The organism is Microbacterium lacus (assembly GCF_039531105.1).
GTDB classification, from domain to species: Bacteria; Actinomycetota; Actinomycetes; order Actinomycetales; family Microbacteriaceae; genus Microbacterium; species Microbacterium lacus.
Map to the genome: position 1 here is coordinate 2,819,595 of NZ_BAAAPK010000001.1, position 15,504 is coordinate 2,835,098.

A 15,504-nucleotide genomic window follows, 5' to 3' on the forward strand; every position below is an offset into this window, starting at 1 on the left:
AGGGATCCTTGCCAAGACTGGTTAGTCAGTCGTTGTGTGCCGGGCCTGTTCTGCCTGTGTCTTGGTATCGCTTGGCGAGGGTGGCGAAGGCGGCGGCGAGTTCGGGGGGACCGACGACGTCCATCGGTACTTCGAATTTTCCGAATGACGCGGCCAAGGCGCCCCACGACCACGAGCCTGATTCGAGACTGCAGGTGTGGTCGTCGATGACTGTGACGGTTCCGTCCCCGGCGAAGGGAAGAACGTCGCGCGCTGGGAGGTGGAGGATGACCGTGCCGCGGCAGGCCCATTCGTTGGCGTCGGACCCCTTGAAGCGGGCCGAGACGAATTCATCGACGTCGCCGCCGGGCACCGTGCGCGGGGTGAACCGCGGACCGTGCGGGGTGCGTGTATGAATGCGTTCCACGCTGTAGAGGCGCCAGTTTTTGCGGTCGAGGTCCCACCCGAGCAGATACCACCGCCCGTGTGAGCTGACGAGATGGTGAGGTTCGGCTCGGCGCGGGCGGAGCAGCGGGGTCGCATCGGTATCGACGGCCTCGCGCGCCGGATAGTCGAAGCGAAGCGTTTCGCGGTCGCGGATGGCATTGGCCAGGGTGACGAGGGCGTCGAGTGAGATGTGGATCGGCGGCGGATCGCCGGGACGGCCGACCACGGTGACGTTGAGCGCGTCCAGACGGTGCCGGAGGCGTGAGGGCATGACTTGCCGGATGGTGGCGAGAGCGCGGATCGCGGCCTCTTCGATTCCCGCGCCGATGGCGGGGGCGGCCTGCAGAGCGATGGCGACAGCGATGGTTTGATCGTCGTCGAAGAGGAGTGGTGGCAGTTCGCTTCCCGCGTCGAGCCGGTAGCCGCCGTCCGGGCCCATGGTCGCCTGGATGCGGTAGCCCATCTCGCGGAGTCGGTCGACATCGCGGCGCACCGTGCGGGGGCTGATCTCGAGCCTTTCGGCGAGCAACGGACCGGGCCAGTCGCGCCGCGTCTGCAGGAGCGACAGCAGGCTGAGCAGCCGGGAAGTCGTCGTCGCCATCTCTCGAGAGTAGACGCAGTGTAGGACCGAAGCTGACCTATACGGATGGGAGCGTGGTTGCAGCGACCCGAACGGGTCGATTCTCACCAAGGAGCACAGATGACCATCCAGACCACTACCCACCTGAACTTCCGCGGCGATGCCCGGGCCGCACTGGAGTTCTACCAGTCCGTGTTCGGCGGACACACCGTCATCAACACCTACGCAGATTTCGGGATGCCGGCCGATGTGCCCGGTGCCGACAAGGTCGTCTTCGGCCTCGTGTCCGCGGACAACGGATTCCGCGTGATGGGCTACGACATCCCCGGCCAGACCGAGGGCTGGATCGCCGGAGGCGGCTCCACCCGCCGCGAGGACAACACCACGATCACCGACCAGGCGGTGTTCGTCTCGATCAGTTCCGACACGCTCGAGGAGGCCCGACGCTACTGGGACGTCCTGGCGCGCGACGCCATCATCGTCGAGCCGCTCGCCGCCTCGGCGTGGAGCGCGGGATTCGGCATGCTGACCGACCGTTTCGGCGTCACCTGGAGCGTCAGCGTCGCCGGAGCCTGACTTACCTCTGCGGTGCGGGTCGGCCCGACCCGCACCGCGCCCATCTCTCCCGTCCTCGGGCTCTTCACCCCACGACGTGCAATCCCGCGCGGCCCGCCCCGCGTCTCATCGCTTGACCGCCCCGTCAAAGGGCATCTACCTCACCCCGGCAACACTTCGGCCCGCTAACGGATCCCAAGAGAGTTGGGTCCCGGATAGAGTCGCGAACGTGATAGCTCCACTCGTACCGGTGCGCCTGTGACCGCTGAGGAGCCGTGGTATTCGCAGTTGCGTGAGCAATGGAGGCCGCAGCATGTCAGGCTGCTCATGATCGCCGAGAGTGCGCCCGACGATGGTGGGGACGTCTCGCGTCGCCGATTCTTCTACGCGGACAGACTCGGTGCTGACAACCTGTTCCGTGGCGTCGTCGAGGCGATGTACGGGAGCACGAAGGATGATCTGAAGCGAACAGGAAAGCGCCCATGGCTGGAGCGGCTTCAAACTGACGGGTTCTTCCTGATCGATTTGGCTCCATACCCCGTCAACGCACTTGGCAGCGCGGCACGTCGGCGTTCGCTGCTCGACGCCGTCCCCGGGTGCGTGTCCCGCGCGGCGGAGGTGGCGCCCGATGGTGTAGTCGTAGTTAAGGCCGATCTTTATCCCATGCTCGCGGGTCCGCTCCGCAAAGCCGACCTCCCGCTTCTGCAAGACGGCCCGATCGCATTTCCCCTCGGCAACACACGCGCCGAATTCGTCGACGGATTCAACCGAGCTCGATCGAAGCTTGGCGCGTAACCGACCGACACGAGGGTCGGCGTTGCCCATCATCGATCGTTTGACGCCGGCTCTACGGGACGATTGACGACGATTATGCGACCAGTGTCCGGCTAGGGATCCTGATCGGCCGATTCGCCGAATTCAACCGACACTCGAACCGCGCTTCGGAGGACCGAGGCCACAAAGAGAGCCAGGCTTGCGCCACTGGCTCAGTGTCGGCCCCCCGTGGCACAGTTGTGGCACAGTTAAGCGCGACACGCCGTGCATTCAAAGGCAGGGGGATGCTGTTGTGCCACGATTTCGGTCTCACGAAAACCGCGTAATTACGCGGCAAAACGCGGTATTTGCGCCCCAGAAAATCGGAGTTCGAATCCCCTATCCTCCGCTCTCTCGATCCTCGTGCTCATGCGGGATCTGCACGCCGTCAGGATCTCGACACGACCTCTCGACGCGTCCTCCCGCCGTTCTCCGACTCTCCCGCCTCCTTCGCACGATGCCGTTGAGCATCCGCCGACGTCGAGACGGTTCGACGGTCAGCCGGCGGTGTTTGGCCCGTGCGCCACGGTGGGGAACAAGAAGGCGGCGAGTCCGAGGGCGATGCCTCCCCCGATGAGCTGAGCCGCGAGGAAGGGAAGGACCGAGGCCGGCGCGATGCCGGCGAAGGTGTCCGTGAAGATACGACCGATCGTGACGGCGGGGTTGGCGAACGAGGTGGAGCTGGTGAACCAGTACGCCGCGCCGATGTAGGCACCGACGGCCGCGGCGATCACCGGCACGGAGCGTCGTGTGCGGGTCAGCCCGACGATCAGCAGGACGAGCCCCGCGGTCGCGACGATCTCGGCGAGGAAAGTGGCCGGGGTCGCGCGATCAGTGCTCGAGACCGCGGTCGGCGTGTCGAACATCGCGTTGGCGAGGATCGCTCCGCCGATCGCGCCCAGGATCTGCGCGACGATGTAGGCGACCAGCGCTCCCGCGGGGAGTCCCGCACGAGAGCGGCGACCGAGGACTGCGTCCGCGAGCGAGACGACAGGGTTGAAGTGCGCCTCCGACACGGGCGCCAGCAGCAGGATGAGGACGCCGAGGCCGAGCGCGGTGGCGAGCGAGTTCTCCAGCAGCTGCAGGCCGGGGTCGGCGGAGAGCCGCTGAGCGGCGATGCCGGAACCGACGACGATCCCGACGAGCAGCCCGGTTCCCAGGAATTCAGCGACACAGCGACGCCAGAGGGGCGCCTTCGCGAGGGCGGGGCCGTCGATCGTCACCGTTCTGCGGCCGTTGCGGCGGGGGCGAGCTCAGAGAGCAGGTCTTCGACCCGACGGCGGATCTCGTCGCGGACTGCGCGGATGCCGTCCAGGTCGAGTCCTGCGGGATCCGCCAAGTCCCAGTCGAGGTAGCGCTTCCCGGGATAGAACGGGCAGGCGTCTCCGCAACCCATGGTCACCACGGCGTCCGCGGCTCGGACCACGTCGTCGGTGAGGGGCTTCGGAAACTCCTCTCCCACGTCGAGGCCGGCTTCTGCGAGCACCGCGATGACGTCGGGGAGGATGCCGGTGCCGGGCTGCGATCCGGCGGAGCGGACATGGACTCGGCTCCCTGCGAGGTGGCGGGTGATGGCGGCGGCCATTTGGGAGCGCCCGGAGTTCTGCACGCAGACGTAGAGGATCTCCGGCACGGGTTTGGCGATCAGTCCGCGAGACTGAGCGAGGGCGGTGAGTCGGTCGCGGGAGAATTTCTCGGCGACCGATGCGAGGTGCGTGGAGACGCTCGCGGTGCGGGCCAGCGCCGTGTAGGACTCGAACACGACCCGCTCGACGGTTTCCGCGTTCACCATCCCGGTGAACTGCTGCGCGAGCCGATCCGCTGCCCGATGCAGGACCTGTTCCGCTGACCGCAGACCGTCCTGCCCGCGAGTGACGATCATGACGGGTCTCCGGCCGGTACCAACTCGCCGATCAGCGCCTGGATCCGTCGGCGGATCTCGTCGCGGATCGGACGAACCGCCTCGATGCCCTGCCCCGCCGGGTCGTCCAACTCCCAGTCCTCGTAGCGCTTGCCGGGGAAGATCGGGCACGCGTCGCCGCATCCCATCGTGATGACCACGTCGGATTCCCGGACGGCGTCGACGGTCAGCACCTTCGGAGTGTTTCCGGCGATATCGATGCCCTCCTCGGCCATCGCCGCCACGGCGACGGGGTTGATCTCGTCCTTCGGCGCGGAACCGGCCGACAGCACTTCCACGCGATCACCGGCTAATGCGCGCAGATAGCCGGCGGCCATCTGCGAGCGCCCGGCGTTGTGGACACAGACGAACAGGACGGTGGGCTTGCTCATGGATGATCTCACTCCCTCTCAAATGAAAGCATAGATAACTGTCTATCTGTTTTGGAATGTCTCCCCTGACGCGGAGGTGAACAATTCGGAAAGGAGCACCCGGACACGGGCGTCGATGTCGTCGCGGATGCGCCGGACCGTCTCCAACGGCTTGTCGACGGGGTCCTCGAGGTCCCAGTCGAGGTAGCGACGGCCGGGGTAGACGGGGCATGCGTCGCCGCATCCCATCGTCACGACGACATCGGCCGCCCGCACCGTGTCATCGGTGAGGGGCTTCGGGAATTCGGCGCCGATCGCGACGCCGATCTCGTCGAGCGCGGCGACGATGGCCGGGCGGACGTTCCCGGCCGGTGCCGAGCCTGCCGTGCGGACGATGACTCGGTCACCGGCGAGCTGACGGAGGATCCCCGCGGCGAGCTGTGAGCGACCGGCGTTCTGAACACAGACGAAGAGCACAGCGGGGGTCTTCGCACCGGGGTGGCCGGCGCGGCGGAGATCATCAAGCCGGGCCGCTGCGAACATGGCCGTCCGCGACGCGATGAGCGGAGCCGGCCCGCTCGCAGCGAGGTGGTCTCGGCTGTCGGCGACATAGCGAGCCACCGTCTCCCGGTTGAAGGTACCTCGGTAGCGGGCGGCGAGATCATCGACCACTCGACTCCAGTCAGGCTCTTCCGCGGGCTCGGCTGCCTCACCGAGGAAGGCGGTGACCCGAGGCTTCCGGTCGGGATGCAGCGAGTACCAGACCCGACGACCCTCCGGCTCGCGGATCACGATCCCGGCCGCGAGGAGAGCGGCCACGTGATGGCTCACCGTGGGCTGTCGCAAGGAGAGGCGTTCAGCCAGCTGGCCGACCAGCGCGCGACCGTCGGGGGCGGCCACGATCAGCTGCACGATGCGCGCCCGCGTCGGGTCGGCGAGCACAGCCAACTCCGGCACTTCGGCCTGCGAACTCATAGACCCGAGTCTATGACTCGGCCCCCGACAGCTGGGGGCGATCGCTCCCGGGCTCTCGCCGGGTGGCGCGAGAGGGGCATCGCGTCATCGACGGGCAGAGGATGCCGCGCATCACCTTCCGTTGCGCAGGCTGCGCCGCTCGACGAGGAGGGTGTCGCGCCACTGCCCGGCGCGCGGACCACGGAGGGAGCGGGCGATCTTCTCCCTGCGTCCGACGGTCCGGAAGCCGGCCGACTCGTGCAGGCGGAGGCTCGAGGTGTTCTCGGCGAAGATGCTCGACTGGATCATCCAGTACCCCGCATCATCGGCCGACTGGACGAGTCCGGTCAGAAGCGCCCTGCCGATTCCTCTGCCCTGATGCGCGGGGGCGACATAGACGGAGTGTTCGATGACCCCGCGGTAGGCGTCTCGAGTGGACACGGGGGAGGCAGCGGCCCAGCCGAGAACCGTGTCCATGTCGTCGACGGCGACCAGACGGGCCTCCCGGATCCTGCCGGCATCGAATCGGCGCCAGGACGGAGTATCCGTTTCGAACGTCGCCTCTCCGCCCGCGATGCCGGCTGCGAAGATCGCCTCGACGTCGGGCCAGTCCCCTGCCGTCATCGGCCGCAGACGAGTCATGAGCAGCAGGAGCCTCCCCCGCCGTCACCGGTGGAACAGACCCCGGTCGCGGGCAGGGTGAGCTGAACACTGCTGGCGGAGCGCATGTCGCCGTCGAGCCAGGCGACCACGGAGCGAACCTGCTCATACCCCGTCGCGAGGAGGAACGTCGGGGCGCGACCGTACGACTTCATGCCCACCAGGAAGAACCCGGATTCCGGGTGACGAAGCTCATCGAACCCGTGCGGCGCGACGGTTCCGCACGAGTGCAGGTTCGGGTCGATCAGCGGCGCCAGCCTCACCGGCGCTTCCACGATGTCATCCAGCTGCAAGCGAACCTCCCGCAGCATCCCCAGATCCGGACGGAATCCGGTCGCGTTCACCACCAGGTCCGTGTCATGCGCGGCCGGTTCCCCACGCCTCGACCCGATCAGTTGAACACCATCGCCCAGGCGGCTCATGGCGGAGATCTCAAAGGAATCGATCTTCTCGATCACGCCGGCCTGAACGAGCCGGTCCACGCGGGATCCGAGTCGGGCACGGTCGGCGAGCTCATCCTCAGCCGAGGAGGACACCCGGACCGCCGAGGCGTTCCGGATCAACCATGTCACTCGCGTCCCCGGTGCCGACTGCGCAAGCTCGGCCAGACCGATCAGTGTGTTCGCCGCGGAATGCCCCGCGCCGACCACTGTGGTGTGGCGGCCGGCGAACTGCGTCCGATCCACTCCCCGCACGTCCGGAAGGGCGTGGATCACCAGATCCGCCACCTCCCCCAGTCCGATCGGGTCCAGGCCGGACGAGCTCAGGGGATTGGGAGTGGTGTAGGTCCCGGACGCATCGATCACGGCCCGCCCGGTCAGCTCCTCCGTGCGGCCGTCCGCCGTCCGAAGGCGGACCAGGAACGGCTTCTGCGCACGCCCGGCAGTGCGGGTCCGATCCATTCCCTCACGGGACACCGCGATCACCCGTACGCCGTAGCGGATGTGGGAGCGGACCGCGTCCAGCTCCGACAGCGGGACGAGGTAGTCGTCCACCAGCTGCTGACCGCTCGGTGCGCGGCCCTCATCCTGAGGCTCGACCCAGCGACCCCCCTTTTCCAGCAGACGACGGGACGCCGGATCGATCAGGTGCCGCCACGGGGAGAAAAGCCGGGTGTGACCCCACAGCCTGATCGCCGCGCCGGCCACCTCGCCCGCCTCGAGCACGATGAAATCGATACCCCGCTCGATCAGATTCGCAGCCGCCGCCAGACCGATGGGCCCGGCGCCGATGATCACCACGGGCAGTGTCGACAGGCGGTCGGCGACCACCGCACGCGGCGTGAGGTCGAGCAGGGTCATGGAAGACCTCCTGAGAATCGATGAATGTCGATGAATGTCGATGACCAGTATCCGGCGCTATATCGATCACTGTCAATATCGACTATTGTCGATGCATGGCTACGATGCTCGCCGTCACCGATGTCTCCCCGGGCGCGACCTGCTGCGCTCCGCTCGTACGCGAACCGATCTCGCAGCCCGAAGCGGAGCGCGTCGCCGTGACGCTGAAGGCCCTCGCCGATCCCGCACGACTGCGTCTCTTGTCGATCGTCGCCTCCTCCGCGGGCCAGGAGGCATGCGTGTGCGACCTGATCGAACCCGTCGGACTCTCTCAGCCGACGGTGTCGCATCATTTGAAGATCCTCACCGAGGCCGGGTTCCTGTCCCGGTCCAAGCGGGGCACATGGGCCTACTACCGCCTCGAGGCAGACGCGCTCAGCACGGTGGCAGCCTTCCTCACCGCCTGAACCCGCTGCGAAGCCCGGCTGCCTCCCTCTTCGCCGAGATGGTGCATCCTCCGCCGAGATGGTGCATTCCCCGCCGAGAGGGTGCATCCTTCGCCGAGATGGTGCATTCCCCGCCGAGATGGTGCATCCTTCGCCGAGATGGTCCCCACCACCTGGGTGCAAAACCCACCACCTCGGCGGAAGATGCACCACCTCGCGGGGAGGTCGCCGCATCGCGATGCGATGTCGGTGAGTGGCGATAACTTTAGAACATGCATTCGAACACGGTGGTCGGATTCACCGACTCGCAGACCGACACGTTGCGCAGTCTGCGCGACCAGGTCGCCGCGTTCGACCAGGCGATCGCCGCGGCAGAAGCGGCGCGGATGCGGGTGCTCGCGCAGGCGGCGGACCTCGTCGACGATGTGCTGACCGGTGTCTCTGCCCGGGAGCGGCAGGCGGACATGGTGCTGCGGACGGTCGCGTCCGAGATCGCGGTCGCCGCACGGCTGTCGGACCGGTCCCTGCAACGCCAGATCGGCGAGGCCGCGACGCTCGTCGGGGACTACCCGGAGACACTGGCGTCGTGGGAAGAAGGGCGGATCAGGAGAGGGCACGTCCGCGCCGTGCAGGACGCCGGGGCGATCCTGCCCGCGGCGAACCGACACGAGTTCGACCGCTCAGCCGCCGAGATCTGTGCGGAGGACACCGCCGGCCGAGTCGGCCCCCGGCTGCGGGTCCTCGCCGAGCAGGTCCACCCGATCAGCATGCGGAACGCCACGATGCCGCCCACGCGACCCGATGCGTGAAAGTCCTCCGCGGCACCGAGGGCATGTCCACCATCATGCTGGCCGTCCCGTCACTCTCCGCCGACGCGGTCTACGACCGGCTGACCCAGCAAGCCCGCGTCATCGTCGACACGAGGCGAACGCCACCCGCCGGGCTCGATGACGCCGACCTCGCGGTCGTGACGACGGACACCCGGACGGTGGACCAGCTCCGCGCAGACCTCGCCGTGGACATGCTCCTCACCGGCCACCCCACCACCGATCCCACCCGGGACACCGACGGGACCGCGGTACTCGGTGCGATCCACGCGAAAGTGCAGATCGTGATCCCCGTCCTCGCCCTCCTCGGCGTCACCGACGAACCCGCCACCCTCGAAGGCAACGGACCCATCGACGCCACCACCGCCCGCCGCCTCGCCCGCACCACTCGGTCCCCCTGGGAGAGGATCCTCACCCACCCCATCACCGGCGCCGTCCTCCATACCGACACCTACCAACGACCCGCCGCCATCGACAGACACCTCCGAGCAAGAGACCGACACTGCCGATTCCCCGGATGCCGCATCCCCGCCGTCAGATGCGAGGTCGACCACACCATCGACTGGGCGCACGGCGGACCCACCGAGACCCGCAACCTCGCGCACTTGTGCCAACGGCACCACACCATGAAGCAATTCACCCCGTGGAGAGTTCGGCAGCTCCCCGACGGAGTCCTCGAGTGGACCTCCCCCACCGGGACCGTCTACGTCGACATTCCCACCGCGTACCCGCCCGCCGTCGCCTTCGCACCCTCCATCGACAGCGCCGCCGATGCGCCTTTCTGAACTCATCGCCGGGACTCGACGATTCCTCGCCGTCGAACGGCGTCTTTTGGTGCTCCGACTCCGCGACGCCGACTCCGCGATGCCGACTCCGCGACGCCGACGCCGACGCCGACGCTGGCGACGTCCGCGGGACGACCGCACGCGTCGGATGTTGACCGAGCAGGATCGGAGAAGCGATGTCCGCGGCCCCGCCGTATCGTGACAACACAGACCGATCGAGGAGGGAATGAGCACATGGCCGACAAGCGCGACGGAGGATCCACGGGCTTCAGCGACGCCGAGCGAGACGCGATGAAGCAGCGCGCCGCCGAGCTGCGCGAGCAGAGCAAGGGCGGGACCGGATCGGCGAAGAAGGAACGCGAAGCTCAAGCGTGCGTGGATGCCGTTCACGCGCTCAGCGGCACCGACCGGGATGTCGCCGAGGCCCTGCACCGCATCGTCCTCGAAGAGGCTCCGCACTTGGACCCGAAGACCTGGTACGGATTCCCGTCCTACGCTCGTGACGGCAAGGTCGTCGTCTTCTACCAGCCCGCCTCGAAGTTCGACACGCGCTACGGCACGGTGGGCTTCAACGAGGACGCCCTGCTGGACGACGGCGTCATGTGGCCCACGGCCTACGCCGTGATCGAGGTGACGGATGCCGTCGAGGCGGCGCTCCGCGACATCGTCCGGCGCGCGGCCGGCTGAGGCTCAGGCGACCTGCCGGCCGCACATCCCGCATTCCCCCGTCGCCGAGACCTCGACGAAGCAATCCGGGCACATGGCGCGGGGAGCGGCATCCAGGGACACCGGTCGACGCACCGGCGCCGTGCTCTCCGCACGGGCCCGCGGCGCGCGGCGTACGGGAGCGGCGACCGGCTCCACGGGCGCACGTCGCGGCTCGGGCCGGTGCAGGAGGCAGTAGAACCGGATGTAGCCCGCGTGCTGATTCGGGTGACGATGCTTCACGGCCCACAGCTCGGTGCGCGCCAGCGGCGCGGAGGCCGCGCCGCACACCGAGCAGCGCGCCGGTTCGCCCGGAACGAGATCAGCCACGAGCGTGGGAGTCTCGAAGGGGATGTCGTCGCGCCAGTCGGAGGAGGCGGTGACCTTCATCCCTCCAGAGTAATCGGCGCCGCGACCGTCCTGACCCGTCCATGATGGAACCATGCCCGTACTCCAGCCGACCGCCGACGGTGCGCGCCTTCTGAGCGACTACCACCTGGCGACCCTCTCCACCTTCGCGCGGGATGCGAGCATCCACGTCGTCGCGGTCGGTTTCACGTTCGAGGACGGCGTCGTGCGCATCATCACGAGCGACGGCAGCCAGAAGGTGCGCAACATCGAGCGCGATCCTCGCGCGAGCGTCGGCCAGGTCTCGGGGCCGCAATGGCTGAGCATCTCGGGGCACGCCGTGATCGAGCGCGAACCGGACGCGGTCGCACGCGCGGTCGAGCTGTACGCGCGGCGCTATCGACAGCCTCGACCGAACCCCCGGCGCGTCGTGATCCGGATCACGCCGGAGCGCATGCTGGGATCCGCCGGCGTCTGGGTCTGAGGACGCCGCACAGACTGCGGGCGCGAACCGCGGGGCTGGTGGTACTTTCCGCTCATGACCCTCGCGCCCACCGAAACCGATCCGAACGTGACGCCGCGGCGACTTCTGCTGCTCGCGATTCCCGCCCTGCTCGTCGGCATCGTCTCGGCACTGATCCTCTGGACGCTCGACAGGGCGGCCGACGCGCTGTCGAACGTCATCTGGGATGCCGCTCCCACGGCGCTGGGCGTGGATCCGAACGGGTGGTGGATCATCCTGGTGCTGACCGTCACCGGACTCGCCGTCGGCATCGCCCTGCAGGTGCTCCCCGGACACGGCGGCGCAGATTCGGCGACGACGGAGCTCGTCGCCCCTCCCCTGCCACTGAAGACCCTGCCCGGCCTGGCACTGGTGACCCTGCTCGGACTCGCGGGTGGCGTGAGCCTCGGGCCGGAGAACCCGATCATCGCGATCAACACCGCGATCATGGTCGCGGTTTTCGCGCGGTTCCTACCCGCGGTGACGCCACAGGTGTCGACGCTCCTCGCCGCCTCAGCCACGATCGGCGCGCTGTTCGGTACGCCGGTGGCGGCGGCGCTGGTTTTCACCGGTCTCGTGGCGGCGGTCCGCGCGGGAGGCTCGCTCTGGGACAAGCTCTTCCTCCCGCTCGCGGCCGCGGGAGCGGCATCCATCACGATGCATCTGCTGGGTGCGCCCCCGTTCGACTTCGACATGCCGGCCTACGGACCGCCGCAGGCCGGTGACATCCTGATCGGCGCGCTCGTCGCGTGCGCCGTGACCGTCGTCGGACTGATCGCGCTGTACCTCTTCCCGCTCGTGTACAAGACGATGCACGCCCTTCGCCACCCGATCATCATCACGACGGTCGGCGGTCTGATCCTCGGCATCCTGGGATTCATCGGCGGGCCCATCACGATGTTCAAGGGGCTCACGCAGATGGGCGAGTTGCTGAAGGACCCGACGCAGTACGACGCCGGTCAGCTCGCGATCATCGCGGGCATCAAAATCGTCGCGCTGCTGGTCGCCGCGTCCGCGCTGTTCCGCGGAGGACGGGTCTTCCCCGCGGCATTCATCGGAGTGGCGCTCGGCCTGCTCGTCAGCGCGCTGTTCCCCGGACTCTCGATCAGCCTGGTCGTCGCTTGCGCCGTGCTCGGCATGGTGCTCGTCGTCGCCCGGGACGGATGGCTCGCGCTGTTCGTCGCAGTGGCGATCCCGGGCGATATCGCTCTGCTGCCGGTGCTGTGCCTCGTCGTGCTCCCGGCGTGGCTCCTGGTCTCGCAGGTGCCGCAGTTCCGTATCCTGCCTGCCGCGACGACGGAACCGCGCGTCACCGCCTGAGCCACCGTCAGGGCTTGCCCTTGCCGCCACCCTTGCCGCTGTTGCCGTCGCCGTTGCCGTTGTTGTTACCCGGGCCGGCGTTCTCGTTCCCCGAGTTGTTCTCGACCGGCGCGGCGGGCTCGACCGGTGCCGGGTCGACCGTACTCGGATCGACGGTCGCCGGCTCCTCGGGCTGATCGGTCGTCTCCGAGATCGGCTGAGGCTCCGACGGTGCGGGGTTCACGACCTCGGGGCGGAACGTGGGCGACGGATCCGACGCCGTGACACCGAGCCAGGACCCGATCGCGATGACCACTGCCGCGGCGGCACCGGCGGCGAGCACGAGGCCGAGTGCCTTGGGGCGCGTGCGACGGATGGGGCGATGCCGGGTTCGCAGACCGGGTGCCGTCACCGCGGGCGACGGCGGTTCCGCCGCGAGCACCTGGGTCATCTCGGCTGAGACCGGGGGGACAGCGGGCGCGGCGAGCGGCGGCAGGACCGCCGGTTTCGGCGGCACCACGACGCCGACCGGCAGGGTGAGCGCCGGAGCGGTGTCCGCGGTGTCCAGGTCGCGACCCCGACGAGCGACCTCGAGTGCATCGGGACGATCGGCGGGGTCCAGAGCCGTCATCGCCGTGAGAAGTGACCGCCACCCGTACCCCCAGTCGCCGGGGATCACGGGCGATGCGGTCAGACGGACGGCGATCGCCTCTACCGGAGTCTGCGTCGCGTACGCGCGCCGCCCCGACAGCGCCTCGAGCAGCACCAGTCCGAGACTGTAGATGTCGGAGGCGTGCGTCGGCTCGTGACCTCGGACCTGCTCGGGCGAGATGTACGCGGCCGTTCCGATCGCGGTTCCCGGGGCCGTCACCCGGGCGGCATCGGCGACATACGCGATGCCGAAGTCCGCGAGCACCGCTCGGAACGTGTGATCGGGTGTGAGCGGGGGACGCAGGAGGATGTTGGCCGGCTTCACATCGCGATGGATGATGCCCGCCGCGTGCACGACGTGCAGGGCCTCGCCGAGGTCGGTCGCGAGGGACGCGGCATCCCGCAGCCCGATCGGCCCCTTCTCGATGAGCGACGCGAGCGTTCCGCCGTCGACGTACTCCATGACGAGGTACGACGGACCGGATGCCGCGATGTGTGCGTCGAACAGGGTCACGAGCGACGGGTGACTCACCGCGGCGAGCAGCCGCTTCTCGGACTCTCGCCGGGTCGCGTCGCCCTCTCCCCCGGTGCTGCCCCAGAACACTTTGACGGCCACCGTCCGCCCGAGTGCGGTGTCGACGGCGCGCCAGACCGACCCCATTCCGCCTTCGCCGATCGGCTGTTCCAGCCGATAGCGTCCGCCGAGCAGATCGCCGGGTCGGGTAGGCCCGGCGACGACCGTCTCCGTCATCGAATCGATGATCGCAGGAGGATCGACGCCGCGAAGGAGGCTTGACACGGGGCCCCGATCGTGCGGTGTCGTCGTCCGCGTCAGCGGACCGTGATCAGGCTGCGCTGCCAGCCGGTCGAGCCGTCCGGAGCGATGGGTGCGCGCTCCTCGATCTGGGTCTCACCGGCCTTGTTCACGGCTCGGACGGTGACGTAATGGGTGCCCGCCGTGGCGTCCCAGTCGAGGTACCACTGCACCCAGGTGTCGTCGTTGATCGGCGTCGAGAGGGTCGCGGCCTGCCAGTCGCCGTCGTCGATGCTGACCTCGACGCGCTCGATCCCGACGGTCTGCGCCCAGGCAACACCCGCAAGCGGGGTACGGCCCACGGTCACGGGCGTACCGGTGCGCGGGGTGTCCAGGCGCGAGGAGAACTTGATAGGTGCCTTCGCGCTGTACCCGCGCGGTGTCCAGTAGGCCTCGTCGGCGTCGAACGTCGTGACCTTGAGCTCGGTGAGCCACTTGGTCGCCGACACGTAGCCGTACAACCCGGGGACGACCATGCGCACCGGGAAGCCATGCTCGAGCGGCAGGGGCTCTCCGTTCATCGCGACCGCGAGGATCGCATCCAGACCGTCGTCGGTGAGCGACTCGAGCGGCGTGCTGGCGGTGAACCCGTCGATGCTGCGCGAGAGCACCATGTCAGCTCCGCTCTGCACTCCCGCACGTGCCAGGACGTCGCGCACCGGGACGCCATGCCACTTCGCGGTACCGAGCAGCGGACCTCCGACTTCGTTGGATACGCACGTCAGGGTGATCGCGTATTCGTCCAGCCCCATGCCGACGAGATCGTCGAAGCTCAACTCGACCCGCGTGTCGACCATCCCGTCGATCACGAGTCGCCAGGTGTTCGGGTCGATCGAGGGAACGGTCAGGGCGGTGTCGACGCGGTAGAAGTCCTCGTTCGGCGTGAACAGGGGCGAGATCCCGGGGATGTCGAGTTCCGCCCCGGCCGGCACGGTCACAGTGCTGCGCGGCGCGGGCAGGTTGAGCGCCGATCGCACCGCGGTGATCGACGACGCCGTCGCGTTGATGAGCGCTCGCGCTCCGACACCCACGACGACCGCTGCCGCTCCGGCGATCGCGGACACCCGGAAGAACAGACGCCGATCGACGGATGCCGGGCCCTCGGCACGAGCGCCCGCCGCGCCCCCAGCCCACCGGCGGAGCCGTGCGGACAGGAACCACAAGAGTGTGCCCCCGGCGAGCGCACCGAAGATCGGGGGGATCGCGGCGAGCGGACCGGCACCGGCCCGCGTGAGGATCGCCGCGACGGACAGCGCGCCCGCGACGCCGAGCGCGATGACGCCGAGTGGAGGTCGCACGTACTCGAGCACCCCCGCGATCGCCGACGCGATCAGCACGGCGAGCGCGAGCCCGACCAGGAGCGCGATCTTGTCGTACTCGCCGAAGGTCGCGATTGCGAACTCCTTGAACGGCTGCGGCACGATGTCGATCACGAACGAGCCGACGGCGAGGATCGGGCTGCCCTCCCGCGCGACCAGAAGCGCCATCAACTCAGCCGCGGCGAGGAAGACCGCGGCGCTGACGACTCCGGACACTGCAGCCCACACCCAGAACCGCAGACGACCGCTCTTCTCGCTGACCATGCCTG

General features: G+C 68.5%; 18 protein-coding genes. 8 read left to right on the forward strand and 10 right to left on the reverse strand.

What is annotated here, in order from left to right; translation table 11 throughout:
• Window positions 1-25: 25 nt before the first annotated feature.
• Complete coding sequence (locus ABD197_RS13370) at window positions 26-1,027, reverse strand: helix-turn-helix transcriptional regulator (protein ID WP_344055325.1); 1,002 nt, start codon at window positions 1,025-1,027, stop codon at window positions 26-28.
• A 99-nt stretch (window positions 1,028-1,126) separates the two neighbouring features.
• Between ABD197_RS13370 and ABD197_RS13375 the strand changes: the two genes are divergently transcribed.
• Entirely contained in the window at window positions 1,127-1,582 is a 456-nt protein-coding gene (locus ABD197_RS13375; protein ID WP_344055327.1) for a VOC family protein, read from the forward strand.
• Between the two features lie 237 nt (window positions 1,583-1,819).
• The gene (locus tag ABD197_RS13380) at window positions 1,820-2,356 is read left to right on the forward strand and encodes a hypothetical protein (RefSeq protein WP_344055329.1); all 537 of its coding nucleotides are present in this window, start codon (window positions 1,820-1,822) and stop codon (window positions 2,354-2,356) included.
• Between the two features lie 515 nt (window positions 2,357-2,871).
• Here ABD197_RS13380 and ABD197_RS13385 read toward each other — a convergent pair.
• The 6 genes from ABD197_RS13385 to ABD197_RS13410 all read right to left on the reverse strand — a co-directional run bounded on the left by ABD197_RS13385 (window position 2,872) and on the right by ABD197_RS13410 (window position 7,560).
• Window positions 2,872-3,597, reverse strand: a complete 726-nt coding sequence (locus ABD197_RS13385) for an aquaporin (RefSeq protein WP_344055331.1) — start codon at window positions 3,595-3,597, stop codon at window positions 2,872-2,874.
• Window positions 3,594-4,256: an arsenate reductase ArsC gene (locus tag ABD197_RS13390; protein ID WP_344055333.1), complete on the reverse strand. Its 663-nt coding sequence runs from the start codon at window positions 4,254-4,256 to the stop codon at window positions 3,594-3,596. Before ABD197_RS13390 ends, ABD197_RS13385 begins: the two co-directional genes overlap by 4 nt.
• Window positions 4,253-4,666, reverse strand: coding sequence for an arsenate reductase ArsC (locus tag ABD197_RS13395; protein ID WP_344055335.1), 414 nt, complete (start codon window positions 4,664-4,666; stop codon window positions 4,253-4,255). Before ABD197_RS13395 ends, ABD197_RS13390 begins: the two co-directional genes overlap by 4 nt.
• Window positions 4,667-4,708: 42 nt before the next feature.
• A complete protein-coding gene (locus ABD197_RS13400; protein ID WP_344055337.1) occupies window positions 4,709-5,620 on the reverse strand; it encodes a metalloregulator ArsR/SmtB family transcription factor in 912 nt (303 codons plus the stop codon).
• A 111-nt stretch (window positions 5,621-5,731) separates the two neighbouring features.
• Entirely contained in the window at window positions 5,732-6,241 is a 510-nt protein-coding gene (locus tag ABD197_RS13405) for a GNAT family N-acetyltransferase (protein ID WP_344055339.1), read from the reverse strand.
• On the reverse strand, window positions 6,238-7,560 hold the full coding sequence (locus ABD197_RS13410; protein ID WP_344055341.1) for an NAD(P)-binding domain-containing protein: 1,323 nt from the start codon (window positions 7,558-7,560) through the stop codon (window positions 6,238-6,240). Before ABD197_RS13410 ends, ABD197_RS13405 begins: the two co-directional genes overlap by 4 nt.
• A gap of 95 nt (window positions 7,561-7,655) precedes the next feature.
• On the opposite strand from ABD197_RS13410, the gene ABD197_RS13415 reads away from it, so the two are divergent.
• The 4 genes from ABD197_RS13415 to ABD197_RS13430 all read left to right on the forward strand — a co-directional run bounded on the left by ABD197_RS13415 (window position 7,656) and on the right by ABD197_RS13430 (window position 10,284).
• Window positions 7,656-8,006: a metalloregulator ArsR/SmtB family transcription factor gene (locus tag ABD197_RS13415; protein ID WP_344055343.1), complete on the forward strand. Its 351-nt coding sequence runs from the start codon at window positions 7,656-7,658 to the stop codon at window positions 8,004-8,006.
• Window positions 8,007-8,257: 251 nt separating this feature from the next.
• On the forward strand, window positions 8,258-8,794 hold the full coding sequence (locus ABD197_RS13420; RefSeq protein ID WP_344055345.1) for a DUF222 domain-containing protein: 537 nt from the start codon (window positions 8,258-8,260) through the stop codon (window positions 8,792-8,794).
• A 23-nt stretch (window positions 8,795-8,817) separates the two neighbouring features.
• Window positions 8,818-9,597 carry an HNH endonuclease signature motif containing protein gene (locus ABD197_RS13425; protein WP_344055347.1) on the forward strand — a complete coding sequence of 260 codons (780 nt, stop codon included), beginning with the start codon at window positions 8,818-8,820 and terminating at the stop codon, window positions 9,595-9,597.
• A 234-nt stretch (window positions 9,598-9,831) separates the two neighbouring features.
• A complete protein-coding gene (locus ABD197_RS13430; protein ID WP_344055349.1) occupies window positions 9,832-10,284 on the forward strand; it encodes a hypothetical protein in 453 nt (150 codons plus the stop codon).
• A 3-nt stretch (window positions 10,285-10,287) separates the two neighbouring features.
• Here the strand turns inward: ABD197_RS13430 and ABD197_RS13435 are convergent, their stop codons facing one another.
• Complete coding sequence (locus ABD197_RS13435) at window positions 10,288-10,692, reverse strand: glucose-6-phosphate dehydrogenase (RefSeq protein WP_344055351.1); 405 nt, start codon at window positions 10,690-10,692, stop codon at window positions 10,288-10,290.
• A 52-nt stretch (window positions 10,693-10,744) separates the two neighbouring features.
• Here ABD197_RS13435 and ABD197_RS13440 point away from each other — a divergent pair, with 52 nt between their 5' ends.
• Both ABD197_RS13440 and ABD197_RS13445 read left to right on the forward strand, forming a co-directional pair.
• Window positions 10,745-11,134 carry a pyridoxamine 5'-phosphate oxidase family protein gene (locus ABD197_RS13440; RefSeq protein ID WP_344055353.1) on the forward strand — a complete coding sequence of 130 codons (390 nt, stop codon included), beginning with the start codon at window positions 10,745-10,747 and terminating at the stop codon, window positions 11,132-11,134.
• Between the two features lie 54 nt (window positions 11,135-11,188).
• The gene (locus ABD197_RS13445) at window positions 11,189-12,472 is read left to right on the forward strand and encodes an ion channel protein (protein ID WP_344055355.1); all 1,284 of its coding nucleotides are present in this window, start codon (window positions 11,189-11,191) and stop codon (window positions 12,470-12,472) included.
• Window positions 12,473-12,479: 7 nt separating this feature from the next.
• On the opposite strand, the gene ABD197_RS13450 is transcribed toward ABD197_RS13445, so the two are convergent.
• Together ABD197_RS13450 and ABD197_RS13455 are read right to left on the reverse strand one after the other, a co-directional pair.
• Entirely contained in the window at window positions 12,480-13,853 is a 1,374-nt protein-coding gene (locus ABD197_RS13450) for a serine/threonine-protein kinase (RefSeq protein ID WP_344055357.1), read from the reverse strand.
• A gap of 80 nt (window positions 13,854-13,933) precedes the next feature.
• On the reverse strand, window positions 13,934-15,499 hold the full coding sequence (locus tag ABD197_RS13455) for a molybdopterin-dependent oxidoreductase (protein WP_344055359.1): 1,566 nt from the start codon (window positions 15,497-15,499) through the stop codon (window positions 13,934-13,936).
• Between the last annotated feature and the right edge of the window lie 5 nt (window positions 15,500-15,504).

Bases quoted from the DNA above. Each gene is read 5' to 3' on its own strand.
- ABD197_RS13370 (WP_344055325.1), bottom strand. From the start codon at position 1,027: ATGGCGACGACGACTTCCCGGCTGCTCAGCCTGCTGTCGCTCCTGCAG.
- ABD197_RS13425 (WP_344055347.1), top strand. From the start codon at position 8,818: ATGTCCACCATCATGCTGGCCGTCCCGTCACTCTCCGCCGACGCGGTC.
- ABD197_RS13375 (WP_344055327.1), top strand. From the start codon at position 1,127: ATGACCATCCAGACCACTACCCACCTGAACTTCCGCGGCGATGCCCGG.
- ABD197_RS13440 (WP_344055353.1), top strand. From the start codon at position 10,745: ATGCCCGTACTCCAGCCGACCGCCGACGGTGCGCGCCTTCTGAGCGAC.
- ABD197_RS13450 (WP_344055357.1), bottom strand. From the start codon at position 13,853: ATGACGGAGACGGTCGTCGCCGGGCCTACCCGACCCGGCGATCTGCTC.
- ABD197_RS13395 (WP_344055335.1), bottom strand. From the start codon at position 4,666: ATGAGCAAGCCCACCGTCCTGTTCGTCTGTGTCCACAACGCCGGGCGC.
- ABD197_RS13435 (WP_344055351.1), bottom strand. From the start codon at position 10,692: ATGAAGGTCACCGCCTCCTCCGACTGGCGCGACGACATCCCCTTCGAG.
- ABD197_RS13400 (WP_344055337.1), bottom strand. From the start codon at position 5,620: ATGAGTTCGCAGGCCGAAGTGCCGGAGTTGGCTGTGCTCGCCGACCCG.
- ABD197_RS13390 (WP_344055333.1), bottom strand. From the start codon at position 4,256: ATGATCGTCACTCGCGGGCAGGACGGTCTGCGGTCAGCGGAACAGGTC.
- ABD197_RS13455 (WP_344055359.1), bottom strand. From the start codon at position 15,499: ATGGTCAGCGAGAAGAGCGGTCGTCTGCGGTTCTGGGTGTGGGCTGCA.
- ABD197_RS13430 (WP_344055349.1), top strand. From the start codon at position 9,832: ATGGCCGACAAGCGCGACGGAGGATCCACGGGCTTCAGCGACGCCGAG.
- ABD197_RS13410 (WP_344055341.1), bottom strand. From the start codon at position 7,560: ATGACCCTGCTCGACCTCACGCCGCGTGCGGTGGTCGCCGACCGCCTG.
- ABD197_RS13405 (WP_344055339.1), bottom strand. From the start codon at position 6,241: ATGACTCGTCTGCGGCCGATGACGGCAGGGGACTGGCCCGACGTCGAG.
- ABD197_RS13445 (WP_344055355.1), top strand. From the start codon at position 11,189: ATGACCCTCGCGCCCACCGAAACCGATCCGAACGTGACGCCGCGGCGA.
- ABD197_RS13420 (WP_344055345.1), top strand. From the start codon at position 8,258: ATGCATTCGAACACGGTGGTCGGATTCACCGACTCGCAGACCGACACG.
- ABD197_RS13415 (WP_344055343.1), top strand. From the start codon at position 7,656: ATGGCTACGATGCTCGCCGTCACCGATGTCTCCCCGGGCGCGACCTGC.